General features: G+C 61.6%; 20 protein-coding genes and 1 pseudogene. 17 read left to right on the top strand and 4 right to left on the bottom strand.

Annotation, left to right across the window (positions count from 1 at the left end):
• Window positions 1-81: 81 nt before the first annotated feature.
• From ggt to AB843_RS25955, 9 genes and pseudogenes are all read left to right on the top strand, one after another.
• Window positions 82-1,800: a gamma-glutamyltransferase gene (gene ggt / locus AB843_RS04940; RefSeq protein WP_048645676.1), complete on the top strand. Its 1,719-nt coding sequence runs from the start codon at window positions 82-84 to the stop codon at window positions 1,798-1,800.
• Between the two features lie 126 nt (window positions 1,801-1,926).
• Entirely contained in the window at window positions 1,927-2,871 is a 945-nt protein-coding gene (locus AB843_RS04935) for an ABC transporter permease (RefSeq protein WP_048645675.1), read from the top strand.
• A 39-nt stretch (window positions 2,872-2,910) separates the two neighbouring features.
• The gene (locus AB843_RS04930; protein ID WP_087587042.1) at window positions 2,911-3,771 is read left to right on the top strand and encodes an ABC transporter permease; all 861 of its coding nucleotides are present in this window, start codon (window positions 2,911-2,913) and stop codon (window positions 3,769-3,771) included.
• 1 nt (window position 3,772) lies between these two features.
• Window positions 3,773-4,762 carry an ABC transporter ATP-binding protein gene (locus AB843_RS04925; protein WP_048645674.1) on the top strand — a complete coding sequence of 330 codons (990 nt, stop codon included), beginning with the start codon at window positions 3,773-3,775 and terminating at the stop codon, window positions 4,760-4,762.
• Window positions 4,752-5,744: an ABC transporter ATP-binding protein gene (locus tag AB843_RS04920; protein WP_157384436.1), complete on the top strand. Its 993-nt coding sequence runs from the start codon at window positions 4,752-4,754 to the stop codon at window positions 5,742-5,744. Before AB843_RS04925 ends, AB843_RS04920 begins: the two co-directional genes overlap by 11 nt.
• A gap of 77 nt (window positions 5,745-5,821) precedes the next feature.
• The gene (locus tag AB843_RS04915) at window positions 5,822-7,363 is read left to right on the top strand and encodes an ABC transporter substrate-binding protein (protein WP_082143655.1); all 1,542 of its coding nucleotides are present in this window, start codon (window positions 5,822-5,824) and stop codon (window positions 7,361-7,363) included.
• Between the two features lie 372 nt (window positions 7,364-7,735).
• Window positions 7,736-8,527, top strand: coding sequence for an HpcH/HpaI aldolase/citrate lyase family protein (locus AB843_RS04910; protein ID WP_048645828.1), 792 nt, complete (start codon window positions 7,736-7,738; stop codon window positions 8,525-8,527).
• 12 nt (window positions 8,528-8,539) lie between these two features.
• Window positions 8,540-8,707: pseudogene (locus tag AB843_RS04905) on the top strand (integrase); the annotation flags it as partial.
• Between the two features lie 754 nt (window positions 8,708-9,461).
• A complete protein-coding gene (locus AB843_RS25955) occupies window positions 9,462-9,632 on the top strand; it encodes a hypothetical protein (RefSeq protein WP_206412794.1) in 171 nt (56 codons plus the stop codon).
• Here the strand turns inward: AB843_RS25955 and AB843_RS04900 are convergent.
• Window positions 9,619-10,326 carry a GntR family transcriptional regulator gene (locus AB843_RS04900; protein WP_087587041.1) on the bottom strand — a complete coding sequence of 236 codons (708 nt, stop codon included), beginning with the start codon at window positions 10,324-10,326 and terminating at the stop codon, window positions 9,619-9,621. The genes AB843_RS25955 and AB843_RS04900 overlap by 14 nt on opposite strands.
• 152 nt (window positions 10,327-10,478) lie before the next feature.
• Between AB843_RS04900 and AB843_RS04895 the strand changes: the two genes are divergently transcribed.
• From AB843_RS04895 to AB843_RS04860, 8 genes are all read left to right on the top strand, one after another.
• Complete coding sequence (locus AB843_RS04895; RefSeq protein ID WP_048645670.1) at window positions 10,479-10,766, top strand: UxaA family hydrolase; 288 nt, start codon at window positions 10,479-10,481, stop codon at window positions 10,764-10,766.
• A gap of 17 nt (window positions 10,767-10,783) precedes the next feature.
• Window positions 10,784-11,965: a UxaA family hydrolase gene (locus tag AB843_RS04890; protein WP_048645669.1), complete on the top strand. Its 1,182-nt coding sequence runs from the start codon at window positions 10,784-10,786 to the stop codon at window positions 11,963-11,965.
• Between the two features lie 99 nt (window positions 11,966-12,064).
• The gene (locus AB843_RS04885) at window positions 12,065-13,012 is read left to right on the top strand and encodes a tripartite tricarboxylate transporter substrate binding protein (protein ID WP_048645668.1); all 948 of its coding nucleotides are present in this window, start codon (window positions 12,065-12,067) and stop codon (window positions 13,010-13,012) included.
• A 69-nt stretch (window positions 13,013-13,081) separates the two neighbouring features.
• The gene (locus tag AB843_RS04880) at window positions 13,082-14,602 is read left to right on the top strand and encodes a tripartite tricarboxylate transporter permease (protein ID WP_048645667.1); all 1,521 of its coding nucleotides are present in this window, start codon (window positions 13,082-13,084) and stop codon (window positions 14,600-14,602) included.
• Window positions 14,599-15,072: a tripartite tricarboxylate transporter TctB family protein gene (locus AB843_RS25890; RefSeq protein WP_048645666.1), complete on the top strand. Its 474-nt coding sequence runs from the start codon at window positions 14,599-14,601 to the stop codon at window positions 15,070-15,072. Before AB843_RS04880 ends, AB843_RS25890 begins: the two co-directional genes overlap by 4 nt.
• Window positions 15,073-15,083: 11 nt before the next feature.
• Window positions 15,084-16,013: a hydroxyacid dehydrogenase gene (locus tag AB843_RS04870; protein WP_048645665.1), complete on the top strand. Its 930-nt coding sequence runs from the start codon at window positions 15,084-15,086 to the stop codon at window positions 16,011-16,013.
• Window positions 16,013-17,011: an Ldh family oxidoreductase gene (locus AB843_RS04865; protein ID WP_048645827.1), complete on the top strand. Its 999-nt coding sequence runs from the start codon at window positions 16,013-16,015 to the stop codon at window positions 17,009-17,011. The genes AB843_RS04870 and AB843_RS04865 overlap by 1 nt, the downstream gene beginning before the upstream one ends.
• A 358-nt stretch (window positions 17,012-17,369) precedes the next feature.
• Window positions 17,370-18,557: an IS701 family transposase gene (locus AB843_RS04860; RefSeq protein WP_048645664.1), complete on the top strand. Its 1,188-nt coding sequence runs from the start codon at window positions 17,370-17,372 to the stop codon at window positions 18,555-18,557.
• A gap of 266 nt (window positions 18,558-18,823) precedes the next feature.
• Here the strand turns inward: AB843_RS04860 and AB843_RS04855 are convergent, their stop codons facing one another.
• Genes AB843_RS04855 through AB843_RS04845 form a run of 3 tightly spaced genes read right to left on the bottom strand, consistent with a single transcriptional unit; the run spans window position 18,824 to window position 22,009 of the window.
• Window positions 18,824-20,032, bottom strand: a complete 1,209-nt coding sequence (locus AB843_RS04855) for a CaiB/BaiF CoA transferase family protein (RefSeq protein ID WP_048645826.1) — start codon at window positions 20,030-20,032, stop codon at window positions 18,824-18,826.
• 37 nt (window positions 20,033-20,069) lie between these two features.
• Window positions 20,070-20,954 (bottom strand): SMP-30/gluconolactonase/LRE family protein, encoded by an 885-nt coding sequence (locus AB843_RS04850; protein WP_048645663.1) that lies wholly within the window; start codon window positions 20,952-20,954, stop codon window positions 20,070-20,072.
• Window positions 20,951-22,009: an ABC transporter ATP-binding protein gene (locus AB843_RS04845; protein WP_048645662.1), complete on the bottom strand. Its 1,059-nt coding sequence runs from the start codon at window positions 22,007-22,009 to the stop codon at window positions 20,951-20,953. The genes AB843_RS04850 and AB843_RS04845 overlap by 4 nt, the downstream gene beginning before the upstream one ends.
• Window position 22,010: the final 1 nt, after the last annotated feature.

Here is a 22,010-nt window from a genome sequence, read left to right as displayed (position 1 = left end):
CTACCTTGTCAAGAGGCGAGAAGGAAGTCTTTGCAGTACGGGTGACGCCGGTACGGCGGTGGGCATGAAGTCGGGGGGACGATGACGCAGAAGAGCGAGTGGCTGATCGGCAAGACCGAGGTCGTGTCTGCCGAGGGGATCGTGGCGACGATGTATCCGCAGGCATCCGAGGCGGGTATCGAGATGCTTCGCCGCGGCGGCAATGCCATCGATGCGGCCGTTGCAGCGGGTTTCGCCGTCGGCGTCGTCGAACCCTTCAACAGCGGTCTCGGCGGTATCGCGGTGCTGGTTTACCACGAGGCGGCATCCGGCAGGACTTACGTCATCGATGGTGCCGGCAGCTTGCCCGGCAAGACAAGGCCCGATCAGTTCAAGGTCGCGCCAGGCGGGAAGACTGCGGGGATCTACAGCTGGCCGGAGGTCGAGGAGGATGCCAACCAGACCGGCTACAAGTCGATCGCCGTACCCGGAATGCCTGCGTGCCTGATGGAGGCGCTCGAGCGGTTTGGCGCGATGAAGCGGGATGAGGTCCTCGCACCCGCAATTCACTATGCCGAAGACGGTTATCTTCTCGATTGGTACATCGCTCTCGGTCTGGCGGTGAACCAGGACCGGTTGTTCCAGTTCCCGGAGAGCCGACGCGTGCTTTTCCGTGACGGAAAATACCCGTATCGCGCGCCGATGCTCAGCTCTCCGGCCGACAGGTTGAAGCAGCCAGACCTTGCGCGCAGCCTCAGGGACATCGCTCAAGGTGGCGCCGATGCGTTCTATCGAGGCCGCGTCGCAGAGTTGATCGCCCGTGATATGGAGGCCAACGGCGGTCTCGTCACGTACGAGGACTTGGCAAACTACCGGACGCGCTTCTTTGATGAGCCTATCAGAGGTCGATATCGCGACTTCGACGTCATTGGCGGCATGGAGAATACCGGATTTCCCACCGTGCTGGAGGCGCTCAACATTCTTGAGGGCTTTGACATGTCCTCAATGGCTGCCGGTAGCATCGAAGAACTGCATGTGATCGCAGAAGCGCAGCGGCGGGCTTTTCAGGATCGGTTCGCGCATCTCGCGGACAAGGACCATGCCGATGTGCCCCTGGACGGGATGCTGTCCAAGGCGTTCGCGAGTGAACGGCGTGGAACGATCGACCTTGGGCGGGCTGATCCGGGCGCGACTGCCGGTAATGCGTGGGCGTTCGAACCTGACGCCAGCGAGGCAAGGTTGCCGGGAAGCGTCACGAATGAGGGAAACACGACGCATCTGACCGTGATCGACAAGGACCGGAACATGGTTTCCCTTGTCTCGACGCTGGGGCTGCATTGCGGTTCCTGCGTCATCGCCAAGGATACGGGTGTCATCCTCAACAATGGAACCATGTGGTTCGACCCGGTTCCGGGGCGGGTCAATTCGCTTCATCCGGGACGCCGCATCATGACTGCCGGCGCCCCGACGATCCTTCTGAAGAACGGTCGTCCTTTCCTGACGATCGGGGCACCGGGTGGTCGTCGGGTGATCTCCGCCCTTATCCATTCGATTGTGAACATCATCGACCATGGCATGCGCCCGCAGGAAGCATTGAACACGCCGCGTCTGCATTCGGAAAGCCGCCGAACCGAAATCGACCGACGGGTAGGGGAAGAGCACATCGAAAAACTGCGGCAGATGGGCCACGAGATCGTCGCGTTGGAAGAGAGCTTTTCGTCCAGCTACTTTGGGCGTCCGAACGGCATTCTCGTGGATGAGGACAATGTCCTGCACGCCGGGGTGAATGTCTTGAAGCCAGCCATGGCAATCGGGATCTGATCAGGTGATGCAAATCGTCCAAGATCCGCACTCACCCAAGGACAGCGGGATGCCCTGCGCAATGGATGGTCGCGGACCACAGCGCGCCGGTGGTGCGCCCTGTGGCGGTGATGGAAAGTGCGGCGCATGACCGGCTATGTCGCTCGCCGGCTCCTCGCGGCAATCCCGGTTCTGTTGCTGGTCAGCCTGCTCGCGTTTCTGCTGATGCAGATCGTGCCGGGTGATCCGGCGCATTCCATGGCCGGCGCTGATGCGTCAGTTGAGGAGATCGAGCAGCTTCGTCACGAACTAGGTCTCGATCAGCCACCGCTAGTCAGGCTGTTCGACTGGTACGTCGCGCTGCTTCAAGGCGACCTCGGCCGCAGCTACACGCTGCGTGCGGACGTGGCCAGTCTCATCCATGAACGGATACCGATCACGCTTTCGCTCGCTGTCTATTCGATGCTGATTGCAGTGCCGATCAGCATTGTCATGGGTGCTGTCGCAGCACGGTACAGGGGAAGCTTTCTGGACCTCGGCATCATGGGTACCGCGCTGCTTGGGGTCTCTGTGCCGAATTTTTGGATCGGTATCATGGGCATCCTCTATTTTTCCGTTCACCTCGGTTGGTTCCCGAGCGGTGGCTATGTCTCGCCAGGCGAGAGCGTAACGGGCTGGATACGCTCGATGACCATGCCCGCACTGGTTCTTGGAACGATGCAGATGGGCCTGCTAACGCGCATAACCCGCTCCGAGATGCTGGAAATGATGCATAAGGATTTCGTGCGGACGGCGCGGGCCAAGGGAGGTTCCGAGCTTCGCGTCATGCTGCGCCATGCCATGCGCAATGCCTTGGTGCCGATCGTCACCGTCATCGGTCTGCTGTTTGGAATGATCGTGACAGGGGCGGTTGTGGTCGAGCAGGTGTTTTCGATCCCGGGGCTCGGCCGCCTGATCGTCCAGGCCATTCTCACACGAGATTATCCGCTGATTCAGGGATCGCTTCTGTTCGTCGCGGCCGCATTCGTCTTCATCAATCTGCTGGTGGACATCTCCTATGCCTATCTCGACCCTCGCATCAGGCAGACCTGATCCATGGCGAATGTGGCTGCATCTTTGACCGACACACAGATGACCCGCGCCGCGATGCCCTCGCCACGCGCACTCCTCGTCCAACGGTTTCTGCGAAGCCCGGCCTTCGTGGTTGGGCTGGCAATTGTCGTCCTGCTGGTCGTGATGGGGGTGCTTGGCGTCTGGCTGAGCCCCTATGACGCGACGGCGATGAATTTGCGTAACCGACTGTCCCCGCCGACCGCCCAAAACTGGTTTGGTACGGACAATTTCGGCCGGGACAACTTCACCCGCGTTGCCGTCGGCTCGCAGATGTCTCTCTTTGTCGGGCTGATGGTTGTGCTCATCTCCGGGGTTGGCGGTGCGTTGATCGGCGCGATTGCCGGCTATGTGCGCAGCCTCGACAACATCATGATGCGCGTCATGGACGCCTTCATGGCATTCCCCGCCATGCTGCTTGCCATCGCCATCACGGCGGCGCTCGGGCCTTCGCTGTTCAATGTCGTGATTGCGCTGGCGATCTCCTATATTCCGCGCACGGCACGCATCGTGCGAAGCAGCACGCTTGTCGTGCGAGAACAGCAGTTCATAGAGGCTGCGCAGGTTGCCGGTTCGAGCACGGCGCGCATCTTGCGGGTGCACATCCTGCCGAACTGTCTTTCGGCAATGGTCGTGCAACTCACCTTCGTATTCGCTTATGCGGTCCTGGCGGAAGCGACGCTGTCCTACCTTGGTGTCGGACTGCCGCCACCGGCGCCAACGTGGGGAAACGCTATCTCGGCGGGGCGGGAGTATATCATCGAAGCCTGGTGGATGAGCGTTTTCCCAGGCCTTGCCATTACGCTTGCCGTCCTTGGTTTCAACTTGCTGGGCGACGGACTGCGTGACGTCCTCGACCCGCATCTTGCGACGGAGATGTAAGATGGCATCTCCATTGCTCTCAGTTGAAGCGCTGCGGGTCGTTGCCGAGACGCGTTACAGGCAAAACCTCCTCGTTGAGGACATCAGCTTCGATGTTCGCGCTGGAGAGTTCGTCGGCATTGTCGGCGAGTCGGGCTGCGGCAAAAGCTTGACGGCGCTTTCGCTCATGGGGTTGCTCCCCAAGCCCGCGGTTCGCGCGTCCCATGGAAAGGTTCTGTTCGAAAACCGGAACGTCCTGTCGATGCCGGCCAGGGATCTTCATCATCTGCGCGGAAACGAGATCGGGATGATCTTTCAGGATCCGATGAGCGCGCTCAACCCCGTGCAGACCGTGGGGCAGCAGATCGTTGAAACCATACTGCTGCATGAATCCATGAGCCGCGATGCAGCATGGCAGCGTACCATCGATGTGTTGAAGGAAGTGAACATCCCCGCTTCAGAGGAGCGGGCTCGCGCTTATCCGCACCAGTTGTCAGGGGGAATGCGCCAGCGCGTCATGATTGCCATGGCCATCGTTTGCCGGCCCAAATTGCTGGTTGCCGATGAGCCGACGACTGCGCTGGATGTGACGATCCAGGCCCAGATCCTCGAGTTGCTCGATCAGTTGAGGCGTGAGCGGGGCATGGCGCTCGTGCTGATCACGCACGATCTGGGCCTGGTCGCGGAATATGCCGATCGCGTCCTCGTGATGTATTCGGGGCGGATCGTCGAGCAGGCCCCGGTTGCCGATCTCTTCACCCGCCCCCAGCACCCCTATACGCGTGGGCTGCTCGGGTCGGTGCCGCCGCTGGACGAGGACGTCGAGGAACTGATCACAATCGAGGGACAGCCGCCCACCCCCGGCGCATGGCCTTCGGGATGTCGCTTCCTGCCGCGTTGTCGCGAGCAGCAAGTCGGATGTGCGAGCTGGCCTGTGCGGCTGGTGCCGTTCCATGAAGATCACGCAGCAGCATGCATGCTGCTCGAAAGGGAAACGGCCGATGTCGATTGAAAATGTGGCACCGCCGGACCTGATCCGAGTCGACAATCTCAGCAAGCATTTCCCCATCACGCGCGGGACGCTGTTTCGCCGCGAGACCGGGGCGGTGAAGGCCGTCGACCGGGTCAGCTTCTCCGTCTCGCCAGGCAAAACACTGGGACTGGTCGGTGAGTCCGGTTGCGGTAAATCGACGGTTGGCAGGCTGCTTGTCCGCTTGATCAATGCAAGTGACGGCACCATCTGGATGGACGGCACCGACATCACCAACATCTCTGGATCAGATCTCTTCCGCCGCCGCCGCGACCTTCAGTTCGTGTTCCAGGATCCGATGAGCTCGCTCAATCCCCGGGCGCGGGTGGACAGCATCATCGCCGAGCCTTTGATCGTGCGGGGGAGTGAGGCGGCGGCATGTCGACACAGGGTGGCCGAACTGCTGGAACTCGTCGGTCTTTCGCCCAGCCATGCGCGACGGTTCCCACATGAATTCTCAGGGGGGCAGAGGCAGCGGGTGGGTATCGCGCGCGCGCTGGCGACCAACCCGCGCTTCATCGTTTGCGATGAAGCCGTATCCGCCCTCGACGTTTCGGTGCAAGCCCAGATCATCAATCTGTTGAAGCGTTTGCAGAGCGAGATGGGATTGTCCTATCTCTTCGTCGCCCATGACCTCAGCGTTGTAAAACACATCTCGGACGAGGTCGCTGTGATGTATCTCGGCCGCATCGTCGAGATTGGTGACAAACACAAGGTCTACGCCAGGCCAGCACATCCCTACACGCAGGCATTGCTTTCCGCCGTGCCCAGACATGGTTCTGTCGCGAGGCGCGGTGCGGGACGCCAGGTCCTGACGGGTGAATTGCCGAACCCGATCAATCCGCCCGGCGGGTGCCCGTTCCACACGCGATGCCCGCAAGCGATGCCTCGTTGCGCAATCGAAAGACCGGAACTCGTCCATGTGGCGAACGGTCAGCAGGCGGCATGCCACCTGCTGGAGTGAGCGCGGACAAGACAGCGAAGCAGCTGAAAATGGAGAGGGGAAGCCGCGAAAGCGCTTCAAAAACAGGAGGGGAATGAATGAAACGACTATGGCAAGGTCTGGTCCCGCTCGTTCTGGCGTGCGGGTTGGTCACTGCGGATATGCACGATGTTTCAGCGCAGGTTCATGGTGGCGATCTGGTCGTGGGTCTGGGAACAAGACTGAACCGGCCCGACCATCACGTCACCACGGCTCAGGCCGACTCGAACGTCGCCACGCATATCTATGAAGCGCTGACCGTCTTTGACGGGAACACGGTCCCGCAGCCGCAACTGGCCGAAAGCTTTGAAGTTTCGCCCGATGGCCTGACCTACACGTTCAAACTGCGCAAAGGCGTCAAATTCCACAACGGCGACGTGATGGATTCTGGCGACGTCCTTGCGTCGTTCGAGCGACACAAGAGGATCAGTCCCGGGAAAAGCGTCCAGAACAACATCGCGCAACTGTCCGCGCCGGATCCCGATACGTTTGTGATTACTCTGAAGGAAGCACAGCCGCTTTTCCTTGAGATGATCACCGCGCTTCAATATCGCGTGGTGGTGATCCCGGCAGAGGATCGTGAGACGGAAGCCGCGGCCAACTCCGGCGTCGGCACTGGCCCGTACAAGTTCGTCGAGCACGTCGCGGATGCTCATGTGAAGCTCGCCCGCTTCGAGGATTACGTTCCCGATGAGCACTATGATGGCCCGATCGGCACAGGGGGCAAGCGGACCCCGTATTTCGACACAATCACATTCCGCGTTGCCGTCGAAGGCTCGGCACGTGTAGCGGGTGTGCAGACTGGAGAAATGCATGTCGCCGACAACATCCCCGCACAGGCAAGCGAACGGCTGAGCGCCGACCCGAACATTCAGGTCGTCGACGTCATGCCGTTCGCCAAAGTGTTCACTGTGCTGCACACCGGGAACGCACCGACCAACAACCTTCTGGTCCGCCGTGCAATCCAGTCCGCGATCAATGCGGAGGATACGCTGGATGTGGCGATGGAGGGCTTCTATCAGCTCGACCATTCCTTCCTTTTTCCGTCCAGCCCCTATCACCCGAAGGAGGTCGGCAAGGATCTGTACAACCAGGGCAATCTGGAGAAGGCAAAAGCTCTGCTGAATGAAGCCGGGTACAAGGGCGAGGAGGTCAAGATCATGACCAACGCCAATTACCCATTCATGGAAAACTCGGCTCTTGTTCTGCAGCAGCAGTTGATGGCGCTTGGCATGGCGGTTGAAATCGAGATGGTCGATTGGCCGACCAATGTCGCGCGCCGAACGGACGGTGAAGGTGGCTGGAACATCACGATCTCCAGTTCCACGGCACAGGGGCCGCTCACCTATTTCACTGTGTTCAAGAACTACGCGCAGGTGAAAGAAGACGCGATCCTTGATGAAGCTTATTCCCGCGTTGTCGGTTCGCCTGATCTGGAAGATCGCAAGAAGGCCTGGATTGATGTGGAAGCCCGTGTCGCCGATCAGGTTTACCTTGTTCCATCAGGCAACCGCGGCATGAAGATCATCGCATCGAGCAAGGTGAAGAACCTGACCGGGTGGGAAACCCTCCGTCTTTGGGATGTCTGGTTCGAGAACTAGGGTCAGGACCTGTTGATCTTGCTGGATTGGTATGAGTCAATTTGCCTGGAGAGGAGGCGCAAGCCTGCAGGAAACCATCCGGTTTTCAAAGGCTTGCAACGCTCTCTCCAGGCAAATTGGCCATATCCCGAAGGGACGGACGATGGACTTTGAACTGCCGCGTCGAGCCGCTTGGCCGGGCTTAAGCCCGCCCTGCGTGTCTCTCCTTGCATTTCTGTGTCCATCGTTCGCCAATCCAGCAAGATCAATAGGTCCTGACCCTAGGGCGCTGCCCACATTTGCGCCGGCACCTGACCTACGGGTGCCGGCAAGGCCTTCACGGTCCGTGATGGTGCATTTGACGATGTGGATGTCTTCGAAAGCCATGTTCAAATGACAACTTCTCTTGGGTTTGTTTGCCCGCTTTTCGTTCCGGGGAACCGGCCGGAGCGTTTCGAAAAAGCTGCGGCGTCCGGGTCGGACGCGATCATTCTCGACCTTGAAGACGCTGTTGCCGCATCCAAAAAGGACGCCGCGCGCGAGACACTGCGTGCCGACTTTACGAACCTTCCGGTCATCGTTCGCATCAACGCTGCAGGGACACGGTGGCATGAGACGGATATTGCTGCGGCGGAACACATCGGCGCGGCCGCGATCATGCTGCCAAAGGCGGAACTGGACAGTGCGATCGGCTGCGCGCAGGTAACCTCTCTGCCGATCATTGGTCTGGTTGAGACCGCGCGCGGCCTTGCAGAGGCACGGCAGATTGCCGCGATTCCAGCGGTGGTTCGCCTGGCATTCGGTTCGATCGACTACTCCGTAGACCTTGGCAGTGCGCACACACACGATGCGTTTCTTTCGGCGCGCTCGGAGCTGGTGCTGGCATCGCGCCTTGCCTCCATCGTCCCACCCCTCGATGGCGTGACGACTGCGACGGACGACGAAAACCTGATAGCCGACGACGCACGTTACGCAGCTAGCCTCGGCTTTGGCGGCAAGCTGTGCATTCATCCAAGACAGGTGGGCCCGATCAAGAGCGGGTTCCTGCCGGACGAAAAGACGATCGACTGGGCGCGGCGTGTACTCGAGAGCAGCGATGGAGCCGTCAAGATCGGTGGTGAAATGGTGGATGACCCCATCCGCACCCGTGCCCGGCGGATATTGGGGCGTTTGCACTCGCGCTAAGTGTTCAGTCCCGGCATTCGTTCGCTTCGTCGCACAAAGGTATTGATGATCTACAAGGCGGCGGGAAATCTGCGCGCCATCCAGATCCTGCTTGGCCATTCCAAGATCGAGAACACCGTGCGGTATCTTGGTGTCGATGCAGAGGATGCTTTGCCCTTAGCCGAACGAACCGAAATCTGATATCGAAACGGTCACCCGGTTCATCGCGGATGACCGTTTTGAACCCGGGATACGTTGCCGGTCCGCCTCTCATGGGGCAGAACCTATCGCCGTGGTCAGTATGTGCTCAACGGCAGTTTTTTGATCCTTGATCGTTGAAGCCGGACTATCTGGAATTGTCCCTTTGCCGACGCGAATGCGTGACTGCCAGACCGTCTGGCGAGCACGGCAGGTGACATCTCCAATTGTGATACGGTAGGGCATGCTGTGTCGCGAAGCGGGGAACACCGAATGGTAACGGCCGGCGCGGTGCGCCTTGCTGCCGGACCCTCGGGTCATTTCCTCGCAGGGACGATGCGGCGCCTATCCCGCCGCTAATAGAACGACAGGTCCGCCCTCGGCCGCAAAGCATGCCATCACCGGCTCTCAGGGTGCATGAAGGAACATCGAGGTCGCTCCGGTCGAAGGAACGGGAATGTATCCAAGGGAGGGCGTTAGGAACGATTCCCTGACTAGTGGCCGCCGTTGGTAAGATTCTGTTCCCAGTGGAGTCGGCAGGGAACGCTGTCGTGCCTTGTGCTCCCCACACCAACGAGATCGTTCCCGGGTAAACGGAAAACAGATGCCGAAGCGTACCACGGGTCGATACGAAAGCGTGACCGCCGGCAGCGAGAAGGTTGACGCCTTCATTCCCTTCGATCTGCCGCCCGCGCGGCCAGCGCTCGAGCCGATCTTGGTGTAGAACCCCAACCAACGCCCGGCGAGGATCATCTGCTTGGCGACATGCAGCGTGTCGGTGAAGCAATTCGTCGACAGCGCCGACGACATGCCCGATATCGCCTGGTCGATGATGGAATTGCGCCCGCGCGCGTCGGCGGTGCGCACCATCTTCTACCCGGCGAGAGCGTATCGGACGCGTCGGGTGGAGCTGGTCAGCGCAAGTTGACAGAGTATTGAATGCTCTCGGTTAAGCAGCGCGAAAGGCGCAGTTCGACCGGCCTGCCTTCCAGATCTCTCGCGACCCGATGGATACGCAGAAGCGGTGTGCCGACTGCGCACGCCAAATGTGTGGCGTCGGTCGCATTCGCGGCTATGGCTTTGATGCTCTCCTCAGCCTGGGCGATTGTGATGCGCCATCGAACCGAGAACATCTGGTAGATGTTGTTGGGAATCTCGGTCATCTCGGGAAAATCCGGAAACCGCTCCGTCGGTAGGACAATGGTTTCTATTAGTGCGCGGGCGTCCGCGAGGTGTCGCAACCGCTCGATGCGCCACACCGGGCTTTGCTCCAGGATATCAAGCGCGCGTGCCTCTTCGTGGCCGGCAGTCGCTTCTTCGCGCGACAGCACCTGCGATCGAGGAAAGACAGCCTGCCCGCCGTCCGGTACGAGCCGGAAAAACTGGAACAGGATACGTGCGTCCTCGGGTTCCGCAACAAAGGTGCCCTTGCCCTGACGCCGGATGAGGAGATTGTCGGCCGTCATCGTGTCCAGCGCCTTGCGCACCGTGCCCTGGCTGACTTCGAGCTGGCGCGCCAATTCCATCTCGCTGGGGATCAGCATTCCCGGCGACCAGCTCCCATCCACAAGGCGGCGCACCAGATGATCCCGTATATGCATGTAGAGTGGTTTGTATTCCATGTCGTTTCCCATGCGCGGTGCGGCACAGCTGCCGCTTCCATACCGGTGAATCCGGTTTACCGCACCCTGCTTGACAAATCCATTCTCTTCTAGCTTATATCTTATATAAGACATAAGTCTTGCTCCAGACACCGTTTGAGAGGAGATCATTCGTGACGGTTCCCCACCTGTTGGTTCATGAAAAGAAGGACAATGTCGGCGTTGTCGTTGTCGAAAACCTGAAAGCCGGCACGAAGATGCTCTGTGTCGTGACGCACGACAATTCGAGCTTCGAGCTTGAGGTGCATGACGACGTGCCGATCGGCCATAAGGTGGCGCTATGCGACATCGGCTCCGGCGAGACCGCGATCAAATATGGCGAGGACATCGGAAAATTCGTCGCCGACGCGAAGAAGGGCGGCCATGTCCATGTCCACAATCTGAAGACCAAGCGCTGGTAGGCCGGGGAGCAAAAGCAATGGCATCGAAATACGCAAATCTCACCGTCAGGGGCTACCGGCGCGACAACGGCCGCGTGGGCGTACGCAATCACGTGGTGATCCTGCCCGTGGACGACATCTCGAACGCGGCCTGCGAGGCGGTCGCCAACAACATCAAGGGCACGCTGGCACTGCCGCATGCCTATGGACGCCTGCAGTTCGGCGCCGACCTGGACCTGCATTTCCGCACCATGATCGGAACCGGCGCCAATCCCAATGTCGCCGCGGTGATCGTCATCGGCATCGAGCCGGGATGGACCAAGAGGATCGTCGACGGCATCGCCGAGACCGGCAAGCCGGTGGCGGGCTTCTCGATCGAGCAGAACGGTGACCTCAAGACAATCATGGACGCTTCGCGCAAGGCGAAGGATTTCGTCCACTATGCTTCCGAGCTGCAGCGCGAGGAGTGCTCGATCTCGGAGCTGTGGGTTTCCACCAAATGCGGCGAAAGCGACACGACCACCGGCCTCGGCTCCTGTCCGACCGTCGGCAACATGTATGACAAGCTCCTGCCCGAAGGCATCTATGGATGTTTCGGCGAAACGTCGGAGATCACCGGCGCAGAGCACATCTGCAAGTCTCGGGCGGTCAATGACGAGGTCGGCGAGCGCTGGTACAAGATGTGGAAGGCCTATCAGGACGACGTCATCTTCGCCAACCAGACCGACGATCTTTCCGAATCCCAGCCGACCAAGGGCAATATCGAGGGCGGCCTGACCACCATCGAGGAGAAGGCGCTCGGCAACCTGGAGAAGATCGGGCGGACCTCGCGGTACGTCGATATTCTCGAGCCTGCGGAGGCGCCGCAGTCGGGCAAGGGCCTCTATTTCATGGACACGTCCTCGGCCGCTGCCGAATGCGTGACGCTGATGGCCGCGAGCGGCTATGTGGTGCACACCTTCCCGACAGGCCAGGGCAACGTGATCGGCAATCCGATCGTGCCGGTCATCAAGATCACCGCCAACCCGCGCACCGTGCGCACCATGGGCGAGCATGTAGATCTCGATGTTTCGGGGATCCTGCGCCGCGAGATGACGATCGACGATGCCGGGGATGCCCTCATCGACATGATCGTGCGCACATCCAACGGGCGGAACACTGCCGCCGAGGCGCTTGGTCACCGCGAGTTCGTGATGACCAAACTCTACCGCAGTGCCTGATTCAACCGAGGCCCCGCGGACTGCGGGGCCTTGCCATTTCTCCATCGCTTGACGAGCAGGCGATGGAGATGCGCTTCAGGAAATCATGGGAGGATGACAATGCTGAAGAAACTTGGCGTACTGGTGACCGTGGCCACGGTCCTTTGGGCAACCGGCAGCGCATTGGCGTTTCCGGACAAGCCCGTCAACTACATCATTCCGTTCAACGCAGGCGGTGAAAGCGACATTTCCGCCCGCCTGCAGCAACCCTATTTCAACAAGATCACCGGTGAGGATCTGATCATCCAGTATCAGGCGGGCGCCGGCGGCGCGCAGGCCTGGTCCGTGCTGAACAGCCAGCCGGGCGACGGCTACACGATCATGGGCACCAACCTGCCGCACATCATCCTGCAGCCGCTTCTGCAGAAACCGGGATACGAGACGGCCGATCTGACGAACATCTACATGTTCCACTTCACGCCGGATGCGCTTCTTGTCCGCGCCGACAGCAAGTTCGAGACAGTCCAGCAGGTGATCGACGCGGCGAAGGAAACCCCGGGCGCGCTGACGGTTGGTGGCACCGCGACCAACACCGCGAACCACATCGCCAATCAGATCTTTTCGAACATGACCGGCGCGCAGATGACCTATATCCCCTACACGGGCACGGGTGCGACGATCCCGGCGCTGCTTGGCGGCGAGGTGGAGCTCCTGTGGGGATACACCACCGTGGCCGCCGGCCAGGGAGACAAGGTGCGCATGCTGGCCGTCGCGCAGGATGAACGGCATCCGCTCTTCCCCGACGTTCCGACCTTCAAGGAACTCGGGATCGACATGGTGGGCGGCGCCTATCGCGGCATTGCCGTGCCGAAATCCACGCCTGAGGAGGTGCGTCGGCAGCTGTCCGATATCATTGGCAAGATCAATGCCGATCCCGAATTCATCAAGGAGATGGAACAGGCCGGATTCGCCATGCTGAACATCCCCTATGACGGGATGGAAGCCTTCATGAGCGAGCGGCAGAAGATCTACGAGGAGGTGGCCCGCCAGTTGGGTTCGCTGAAGTAATCGCGCATTGCGCCGGCGGTGTCTCGCGCCGCCGGCTGCCTGTCCTCCGTTCATAGCAGGGAGCTGTCGTTGGCTTTCGATCTCGGTTCCGTTCTCGCCCAGGCCCTCAGCCCGTTCAACCTGTTGCTGGCTCTGCTTGGGGTCGTTCTCGGCACGGTAATCGGCGCCTTGCCGGGACTTTCCGCGACAATGGCCATAGCCGTGCTTGTGCCGTTCACATTCGCGATGGACCCGGCTTCCGGCCTCATCATGCTGGGCGCGATCTACACCGGCGCCATCTACGGTGGCGCCTATGCCGCCATTCTCGTCAACACGCCGGGAACGCCCTCGGCCATCGCGACCACCTTTGACGGCTTTCCGATGGCAAAGCGCGGAGATGGCGATCTGGCGATGACGCTTGCCACGCTGGCCAGCGTGGTCGGGGGCGTGATAGGCGCCATCGCGCTGATGACGCTTTCGCCGCTGCTGGCCAACATTGCGCTGGCGTTCCAGTCCAGCGAGTATTTCTGGCTGGCCATTCTCGGCCTGACGCTGATCGCCAGTCTCTCCACGGGCAATGTGATCAAGGGGCTGATCGGTGGCGCCTTCGGCCTCATCCTGTCCATGATCGGCGTCGCGGTGGTCGGCGGTGATGTGCGCTTCACATTCGGCTCGTCGGCGCTGCTTGGCGGCATCGACATCGTTTCCGCCCTGATCGGGCTGTATTGCATACCCGTCCTGATCGATCTCGTAGCGCGGCCCGACCGGCATCTCGAGCCGGCGCCGCTCGGACGGGGCTTCCGCTTCTTCGAGGCGCTCGGTCTTTGCGCGAAGAACGCGGTCAATCTTTTCAGGTCCTCGGTTATCGGCACGCTGATCGGCATTCTGCCGGGGGCGGGGGGTTCCATCGCATCGCTCGTTTCCTATTCGGAGGCGCGGCGCTCGAGCCGGCATCCCGAGCGCTTCGGCAAGGGCGAACCGGCCGGCCTGCTGGCCACCGAAAGCGCCAACAACGCGACCGTCGGCGGCGGCTTCATCCCGACGCTGGTGCTCGGCATTCCCGGCACCCCGCCGGACGCGGTCATCCTCGGCGCGCTCCTCGTTCAGGGCATCCGCACCGGACCCGAGCTTTTCACGCAGCAGAGCGGCATCGTCTACATCTTCATGTTCGGCCTGCTGATCGCGACGCTGATGATGCTGCCGGTCGGATTGCTCATCGGGCGATATGCCTATCGCTTCATCGTCAACACGCCGAAATCGCTGCTGGTTCCGCTGATCGCCTTCATGACGGTGGTGGGCAGCTTTGCGATCCACTCCAATCCGCACGATGTCGTGGTCATGGTCCTGATGGGCGTCCTTGGATGGCTGCTCAGCATCGGCGGCTTCGGACCTTCACCCATCGTTCTCGGTCTCGTTCTTGGCCAGATCGCCGAACAGGGGTTCATCCGCGCCTACATGATCGGCGGCGCCCGGGGCAATTTCGGCGGGCAGCTCCTGTTCGACCGCCCGATCAGCTGGGCCATCGTGGCGCTGATCGTCATCACGCTCGGCCTGCCTCTCCTGAGGCTGCTGCGCGGAAAGTCCCAGAACGGAAAGGAGGCACGGCCATGAATGCGGACAGGGATATCGTCGGGATCGTCGGTTCGACCTTTTTCTTCTTCGTCGGCGCCACCGTTTTCGCCATGAGCTTCGAGATGACGCCGATGGCGGCGATGTTCCCACGCACGGTGGGCGCGGCGCTTGCGCTGCTTGCCGCCTTCTACATTTTTGCCGCCTTGCGCGGATACCGCGGCGAGGCCGTGGAAAACGGCAGCACGGTCCGGGAGCAGGCCGAAGGGCTCGGGCGCCGCATCGTCCTGCTCGTGACGATGATCGGCTGGGCGCTTCTGTTTCCCGTCATCGGCATGTTCGTCACCAGCCTTGCCGCCTGCATCATACTGATGTTCACGGGCCTTTTCGAACGGGTTTCCCCCGGACGCCTCGCCATTCAGCTTGGTGCGGTCCTCGCGCTCGTGGTCTGCTTCTACCACCTGATGAACAGCATTCTCAACATACCGATGCCGCGCGGCATTCTCTTCTGAACTGGACGATCATGACGGACATCATCATCACGGAATTCATGGACGAAGCTGCGGTCGACACGCTGCGCGCGGAATTCGACACGCATTACGATCCGGCTCTGGTGGATCGCCCCGAGGCGCTCCGCGAGATGGTCCCTTCGGCGCGGGCGCTGGTCGTGCGCAATCGCACCCAGGTGCGGGACGCGCTCCTCGGGGCCGCCGTCAAGCTGGAATGCGTCGGGCGTCTCGGCGTCGGGCTGGACAATATCGACGTTGACGCCTGCAGCGAGCGGGGCATCGCGGTCTATCCGGCTACGGGCGCCAACGACCTGGCAGTCGCCGAATATGTGATTTCGAACGCGTTCAACCTCCTGCGCGACGCCTATCTCTACGGCGGTCAGGTGACCGCCGGCGAATGGCCGCGTTCGGTGCTGATCGGACGCGAGCTTTCAGGCAAGGTGATGGGCCTCGTCGGTTTTGGGGCAATCGCGCGTGAAGTGGCGACGCGCGCACAGGCGCTCGGGATGTCGGTCATCGCCTACGATCCGTTCCTGCCGGCGGACCATCCGGCCTGGCAGGCGGTGGGCAGACGCTCGCTCGAAGCCCTTGTCGGCGAGGCCGATGTGGTGAGCCTGCACACGCCGCTGACCGCCGAGACGCGGCACATGGTCGACGCGGCGCTTCTCGCAGCCATGAAACCGGGCGGCATCCTGATCAATGCGGCCCGCGGCGGCGTGGTGGACGAAGTCGCGTTGTGCGACGCCCTAAGGGCGGGACGGCTTGCTGGCGCCGCGCTCGACGTGTTCGAGGAGGAACCCCTTTCGGCAACGGTCGGCAGGAAGTTCGAGGGAATTCGCAATCTGGTGCTGACGCCGCATATTGCCGGCGTTACGGCGGAATCGAACGTACGGGTCAGCCGTGTCACGGCCGAAACCGTTCTCAAGCACCTGCGGGGGAAATGATGACGAGGCTTCTATCCGCCGAAGAGATCGCGGCGCTTGTGACCGGCACGCTGACGCGCTGCCGGACGAGCAGGGAGAACGCGGACGCGGTGGCGCGCGCGCTCGTGGGCGCGGAGCTGGCGGGTCAGGCCGGCCACGGGCTTCGCCGCATGCCTTCCTATTGCGCGCAGGCTCTTTCGGGAAAGGTGGACGGCATGGCCGTTCCGCGTTCCGAGCAGACGCGGCCTGCCGCGCTCCTGGTCGACGCCGCCCACGGTTTCGCCTATCCCGCGCTCGAGCTGGCGCTTGCATGGTTGCCCGCATCCGCCCGGCAGAATGGCATCGCCATCGCCGGCATCCATCGCTCGCATCATTGCGGCGTGGCGGGTCTCGTCGTCGAGCAGCTCGCACGGGATGGATTGATCGGTCTTCTGTTCGCCAACGCACCCGGCGCGATGGCGCCGTGGGGCGGCAAGCGTGCCCTGTTCGGAACCGACCCGATCGCGTTCGCCGCACCGCTCGAGGGTGCCGACCCGGTGGTCGTTGACATCTCCCTCTCTAAGGTCGCACGCGGCAAGATCATGGCGGCCAAGCAGCAGGGCAAAGACATTCCGGAAGGCTGGGCACTCGATACCGACGGCAACCCGACCACGAGCGCGGAGGAAGCGCTGAAAGGCACCATGGTGCCGATGGGCGACGCAAAGGGAACTGCGCTCGCCATCATGGTCGAGCTGCTCTGCGCCGGGCTGACCGGCGCCAACTACGGCTACGAGGCCACCTCCTTCTTCGACGGCGAAGGCGCCGCCCCCGGAACGGGTCAACTGATCATCGCCATCGATCCCGCTGCCTTCGGCAATGGGGCCATGAACCGTTTCGCGGTTCTGGCCGAAGCGATCGAGGGGATGGATGGCGCGCGACTGCCGGGCCGCCGTCGGCAATCGCTCAAGGCAAAGCTGCTGTCCGAAGGCGTGCCTTGCGACGAGGCATTGTTGCGCGAGATCGAAGCGCTGGGCCGATAGAGCATCCGCCGTGCGTCCATCCGGACGGACGGCGGATGCTCTAGCTCTTTGTTTTCCGCATTTGTGCGGACGTCAGGTGGATCCACCTGACTGCAAAACACTATAGGCGCGGCTCGGGGAAACATGCAGATGCAGCCTGTCATCTCACGAAGGGTGGCTTCGCGCCCCATCACGGATGGTTTGAATGCTGGATATCGCCGCCTGATTGCGATCATTCATTCAGCGGGTAAGCCCGTATCAGATCCTTCCGGCTTATGTAGCAAAAGCACCAACATTCCCATATCCGCCATCTAGTACTACAGTTGCATATTTCCCGTTCATGTCATTCCGTTGCGATTAGCGACTGGGAGGATGAGCGATGGCGGCGGCCGGATGGACTGGAACGCTGATTGATTGGAAGGCGGAGCTTGCACGGCTGAAGCGGTTTGTTGCTCCAGCGCTGGGTCGATCGGAAACGCGGGAGGCAGCGGGCGCATTTATCGACGGATTGCTGTCTTCGGCGGAGCGCAAGACGGGGTGGATGCTGGCGGAAGAAGCGGGTCTTGAGCGGCCGTATCGCATTCAGTCGCTGCTGGGACGAAGCTCGTGGTCTGCTGACCATCTGCGAGACCACGTGCGCGACTACGTCAAGGAAGCGCTCGGTGACGAGGGTGGAGTTTTGGTGATCGATGAGACCGGGTTCCTGAAGAAGGGCAGGCACTCTGTTGGTGTCGGTCGCCAGTATTCTGGGACTGTCGGACGGATCGAGAACTGCCAGATCGGCGTGTTCGCTGCCTATGCCAGCCGCTACGGCCATGCTCTCGTCGACCGGCGGCTCTACCTGCCGAAGGATTGGGCCGAGAACGAGGAAAGGTGCAGAAAGGCGTCTGTTCCGGACGAGATGGCTTTCGCGACTAAACCGGCCATAGCCAGGGAGATGATCGCGCGTACGCTCGACGCAGGATTGCCTTGCGCCTGGGTTTTGGCGGACGCGCTTTACGGCTCGGACTATCAACTGCGGCGCATGCTGGAGAAGCGCGGTCAGCCCTATGTCCTCGCCGTGCGCTCGAATCCCACGCTTCGCTTTTTCGAGGAATGGAATCTGATCCAGACCGATCCTTTGACGATGGCGGAGGTGTTCGAGGACGATCAGTGGGCATCGCTCACCGCCGGCGAGGGCTCAAAGGGTCCAAGGCTGTATGATTGGGCCCGGGCACCGCTGGGCTGGGACAAGGATGAAGGCTTCGAACGCTGGCTGCTCGTGCGTCGAAGCCAGCGCGCGCCAGAGGCGCTCGCCTACTTCTTCGCCTACGCGCCGCAAGGCGCCAGCCTTGCCGAACTTGCCGGCGCTGCCGGGCTTCGGTGGACGATCGAGGAATGCTTCCTGCGCGCCAAAGACGATCTCGGCCTCGACCATTGCGAAGCGCGTTCCTGGCACGGATGGCACCGGCACATGAGCCTGGTCATGGCCGCAAGCGCCTTTCTCGCCAGGCTTTCTGCCGATCAGCGCCGCAGCGCGTTTGGCAAACGGGACAAAACGAGCCCAAAGGTCCTCTCAGCGGCATGACCCTTGCGCGCGCCAGGCTTCTGACCACGCCGGAGATCCATGTCCTCATCGCCAAACTCATCCCGTCGGCAACGACACATTCGCCGTTCGTCTGGGCTTGGTCACGATGGCGACGCGATCATCAAGCCATCGCAGCCGTCAGTCATCGAAGATGTCGCTCAAATATGCAACTGTAGTATTAGACCATAGAGCTGGAGATTATCCAGGGCCGGCAGGCCACTCGAAGTGCTCCAGCAACAAGAGAGAGGCCAGCCCACCGCAAACGCTCAGGAAGCCGGGGGTTCGCCGGCGATGTTGTCGCTGATCAAATCGTCGATCTCCTGCTCCGAATAGCCAGATTTAAGTAGAATTTCCCGCGTGTGTTCACCAACCAGCGGGGCAGGGCGCTCGATCGAGGGCGGTGTCGCACTCATGCCGATTGCCGGTCCAACAACCTTGACCTCACCCGCGCTCGGATGGGTGTAGGATTTGATGATGTCGAGATGGCGCACCTGCGGATCGTCGGCAGCCTGGAGGTGCGACTTCACCTCGCCGCACCAGATGTCGGCTTCGAGCAGCTTCTCGATCAGCGCTGCCGTCGTCCATTTGCCGGTCTCGGCCGCCAAAGCCCGCCACACCTCGTCACGCTTGTCGAACAGCGTTTGGGGATCGTTGTAGCGCATGAGCGCGTCATTGCCGAGAACGCCGACGAGCTGTGCATAAGGACTCATGGCGACCGTGATCCAGCCGTCTGTGGTCGGATAGGTGCCGAAAGGAGCGTCCATGCCCGGATGGCCGATGCCCGAATTGGGGCGCTGGAAATCCTCGTTGAAGTTGAGCGCCATCACCATTTCCTGGTTTTGGTGGGCGAGCATGCCGGCCAGCAGGTTGACCTTCACTTCCTGGCCTTCGCCAGAACGTTCCCGCCACAGCAGCGCCGACAGGATGCCGTAGACCATGTTCATGGCGCCCACTTGGTCGGAGAAGCCAGCGCCCACCGGTGTGGGCGGATTGTCGGCCTGGCCAGTGGCGGCCATGATGCCGGTGAGCCCTTGGATCAGCATGTCCTGGCCGGGACGCCCGACATAGGGACCGTCTTCCCCGTACCCTGAACCGGAACAGTAGACGATGCGCGGGTTGACGACACGGAAGTCTTCGTAGCCGTAGCCAAGCCGTTTCATGACGCCGGGCCGGAAATTCTGCACCACAACGTCGGCTGTTTTGGCAAGTTTCATGACGATCGCCCGCGCTTCGGGCGACTTCAGGTTGAGCGCCAGCGAACGCTTGTTGCGGTTCCAGGCCAGGAAGTTCGGGCTTTCGGTGCCGCCCACCCATTTGTTGCGAAAAGTGAGCGAGCGGAACAGATCGCCGCTACCTGGACGTTCGACCTTGATGACGTCCGCGCCGAGATCGGCGAGAAGCTGTGTGGCAAAGGGGCCTTGCAGAAGATGCGAGAAATCGAGGACGGTCAGGCCGTCGAGCGCCTTAGGTGTCATGATGGTTCCTGTTTTCATACGAATTGAAAGTGTGCGCTCAGGCATGCTCGCTCCACAGGGGCTTGTTGCCGATGTTCAGCGCGATGCGTGTAATGTGCCAGCGGCCCAAATTGGCGGTGTAGAGGGCGTTGCCGTCGAACGCCACGTTGGTCGGGTGGCAAAGCACATGCGCCGTCCTGTCCTCGATCAGAACCCGGACGTCGCTGCCGTCCGGAGCGATCCGCAACAGTCGCGACGGCTCGTAGCAGCCGACAATTAATTGGCCTTCCGTGTCGAAGGCGATCCCGTCGGGCAGTCCCGGAAGATCGGTCGCAAAGCTTGTGGCTTTTCCGGCCGAACCATCGGGCTGAATAGGAATGCGGCTGACGGCGGCGGCAAATGTCTCGCAAACATAGACGCTGTCGTCGCCAGACCGCATGGCGAGCCCGTTGGCAAAGCGCAGTGGCTCAGCGAACCACAGCGCGCCCACGCCGCTGTCGAGATCGTAGCACCATATGCCGGGGCCCGCTTCATCCCGCGCATAGCTGTCGGAAACCAGAAGTCGCCGCCGCACGGCATCGACCAGGGGGAAATTGGGAATGCGGATGCCAGGTTGCGTGAAGCGTCGGAGGGAGCGGTCTCGCAGGTCTAGTCGGAAGACCGCAGCATGGTGCATGTCGCACGCAAACAGCGCCCGCTCTCCCTCAAACGCGAGCCCAAGCAAGAATCCGCCTGTGGAAGCGACCTGTTCCATCGTGCTTCCGTCGGGAGCGATGCGCAGGATATCCCCGTCCTGATTGCCGCACCAGACCCAACCGTCGGGGCCGATCGCAACGCCTTCCGGATGACTGATCTTCGGTTTGGAAAAGGTGCCGTCGAAGAACACACGGGCATTTCCGCTGGCGAGGAGGGGTGGTTCCGATGTGCTGAAATCATAGGTCATTGCCGCACCGGCGGCCGCTCGCCGCTTTCGCCGTCGAAGACGTGCAGCTTACCGGTGCTCGCCTTCAGCCCCGCCTTTGTTCCTATAGGAAGTCCGCCATCCGGCGCCACCTTCACGGCGACCAGCGTTTGCCCGATGCGGATGCTGAGAAGCGTGTGATCGCCGATCAGCTCGCTGGCATAGACCTCGCCGACCAGATCGGCGTCGGCGGGATCGGCGAGCGCGATGTCCTCCGGGCGCAGGCCGAGCACCGCGCGCGCCCGATCGGCGGCCGTGACGCCGACCGCGCCAGCCGCATGCACAAAGCGACCGTTTTCAATCCGCCCCTCGATGAGGTTCATGGGCGGAGAGCCTATGAAGCCGGCGATGAAGACGTTCGCGGGCCGGGCGTAGATCTCCGCCGGCGTCCCGATCTGCTGGATACGGGCATCGTTGAGGATGACGATGCGGTCGGCGAGGGTCATCGCCTCGACCTGGTCGTGGGTGACGTAGATGGTCGTTGTCGCCAGTTCGCGCTGCAAATGCTTGAGCTGCGCGCGCATCACCGTCCTGAGCTTGGCGTCGAGATTCGATAGCGGCTCGTCCATAAGGAACAGGCGCGGCGTGCGGATGAGGGCGCGGGCGAGCGCGACGCGCTGTCGCTGGCCGCCAGACAATTCGGCTGGTTTGCGGGCAAGGAGATGACCGAGCTCGACCTTGTCGGCGGCTTCCTGCACACGTCTCTGTCGTTCCTCGCCTTTGATGCGCTTGATCTTGAGCGGATAGCCGATGTTCTGTCCCACCGTCATATGCGGATAGAGCGCGTAGTTCTGGAACACCATGGCGAGGTCGCGGTCGCGGGCGGCCAGATCGTTGACGCGCTGGCCGTCGATCAGGATGTCGCCGCAGCTCGGCTCCTCAAGCCCGGCGATCATCCGCATCACCGTCGTCTTGCCACAGCCGGAAGGGCCGAGCAGGACCAGGAATTCGCCGTCAGGGATCGAGAGGTCGACGCTTTCGAGCGCGGTGAAGGTGCCGAAGCGCTTGCCGAGCCCGCGAAGAGCGACGCTTGCCATG

Origin of the sequence: Nitratireductor soli (assembly GCF_001050155.1) — a bacterium.
Classification (GTDB): domain Bacteria; phylum Pseudomonadota; class Alphaproteobacteria; order Rhizobiales; family Rhizobiaceae; genus Nitratireductor; species Nitratireductor soli.
Note: the sequence above shows the minus strand (reverse complement) of the source record. Positions and strands in the feature narration are given on the sequence as shown.

Excerpts from the sequence above, each read along its gene's own strand:
- ggt (WP_048645676.1), top strand. The coding sequence starts at position 82 with ATGACGCAGAAGAGCGAGTGGCTGATCGGCAAGACCGAGGTCGTGTCT.
- AB843_RS04935 (WP_048645675.1), top strand. The coding sequence starts at position 1,927 with ATGACCGGCTATGTCGCTCGCCGGCTCCTCGCGGCAATCCCGGTTCTG.
- AB843_RS04930 (WP_087587042.1), top strand. The coding sequence starts at position 2,911 with ATGACCCGCGCCGCGATGCCCTCGCCACGCGCACTCCTCGTCCAACGG.
- AB843_RS04925 (WP_048645674.1), top strand. The coding sequence starts at position 3,773 with ATGGCATCTCCATTGCTCTCAGTTGAAGCGCTGCGGGTCGTTGCCGAG.
- AB843_RS04920 (WP_157384436.1), top strand. The coding sequence starts at position 4,752 with ATGTCGATTGAAAATGTGGCACCGCCGGACCTGATCCGAGTCGACAAT.
- AB843_RS04915 (WP_082143655.1), top strand. The coding sequence starts at position 5,822 with ATGAAACGACTATGGCAAGGTCTGGTCCCGCTCGTTCTGGCGTGCGGG.
- AB843_RS04910 (WP_048645828.1), top strand. The coding sequence starts at position 7,736 with ATGACAACTTCTCTTGGGTTTGTTTGCCCGCTTTTCGTTCCGGGGAAC.
- AB843_RS04900 (WP_087587041.1), bottom strand. The coding sequence starts at position 10,326 with ATGGAATACAAACCACTCTACATGCATATACGGGATCATCTGGTGCGC.
- AB843_RS04890 (WP_048645669.1), top strand. The coding sequence starts at position 10,784 with ATGGCATCGAAATACGCAAATCTCACCGTCAGGGGCTACCGGCGCGAC.
- AB843_RS04885 (WP_048645668.1), top strand. The coding sequence starts at position 12,065 with ATGCTGAAGAAACTTGGCGTACTGGTGACCGTGGCCACGGTCCTTTGG.
- AB843_RS25890 (WP_048645666.1), top strand. The coding sequence starts at position 14,599 with ATGAATGCGGACAGGGATATCGTCGGGATCGTCGGTTCGACCTTTTTC.
- AB843_RS04870 (WP_048645665.1), top strand. The coding sequence starts at position 15,084 with ATGACGGACATCATCATCACGGAATTCATGGACGAAGCTGCGGTCGAC.
- AB843_RS04865 (WP_048645827.1), top strand. The coding sequence starts at position 16,013 with ATGACGAGGCTTCTATCCGCCGAAGAGATCGCGGCGCTTGTGACCGGC.
- AB843_RS04860 (WP_048645664.1), top strand. The coding sequence starts at position 17,370 with ATGGCGGCGGCCGGATGGACTGGAACGCTGATTGATTGGAAGGCGGAG.
- AB843_RS04855 (WP_048645826.1), bottom strand. The coding sequence starts at position 20,032 with ATGACACCTAAGGCGCTCGACGGCCTGACCGTCCTCGATTTCTCGCAT.
- AB843_RS04850 (WP_048645663.1), bottom strand. The coding sequence starts at position 20,954 with ATGACCTATGATTTCAGCACATCGGAACCACCCCTCCTCGCCAGCGGA.
- AB843_RS04845 (WP_048645662.1), bottom strand. The coding sequence starts at position 22,009 with ATGGCAAGCGTCGCTCTTCGCGGGCTCGGCAAGCGCTTCGGCACCTTC.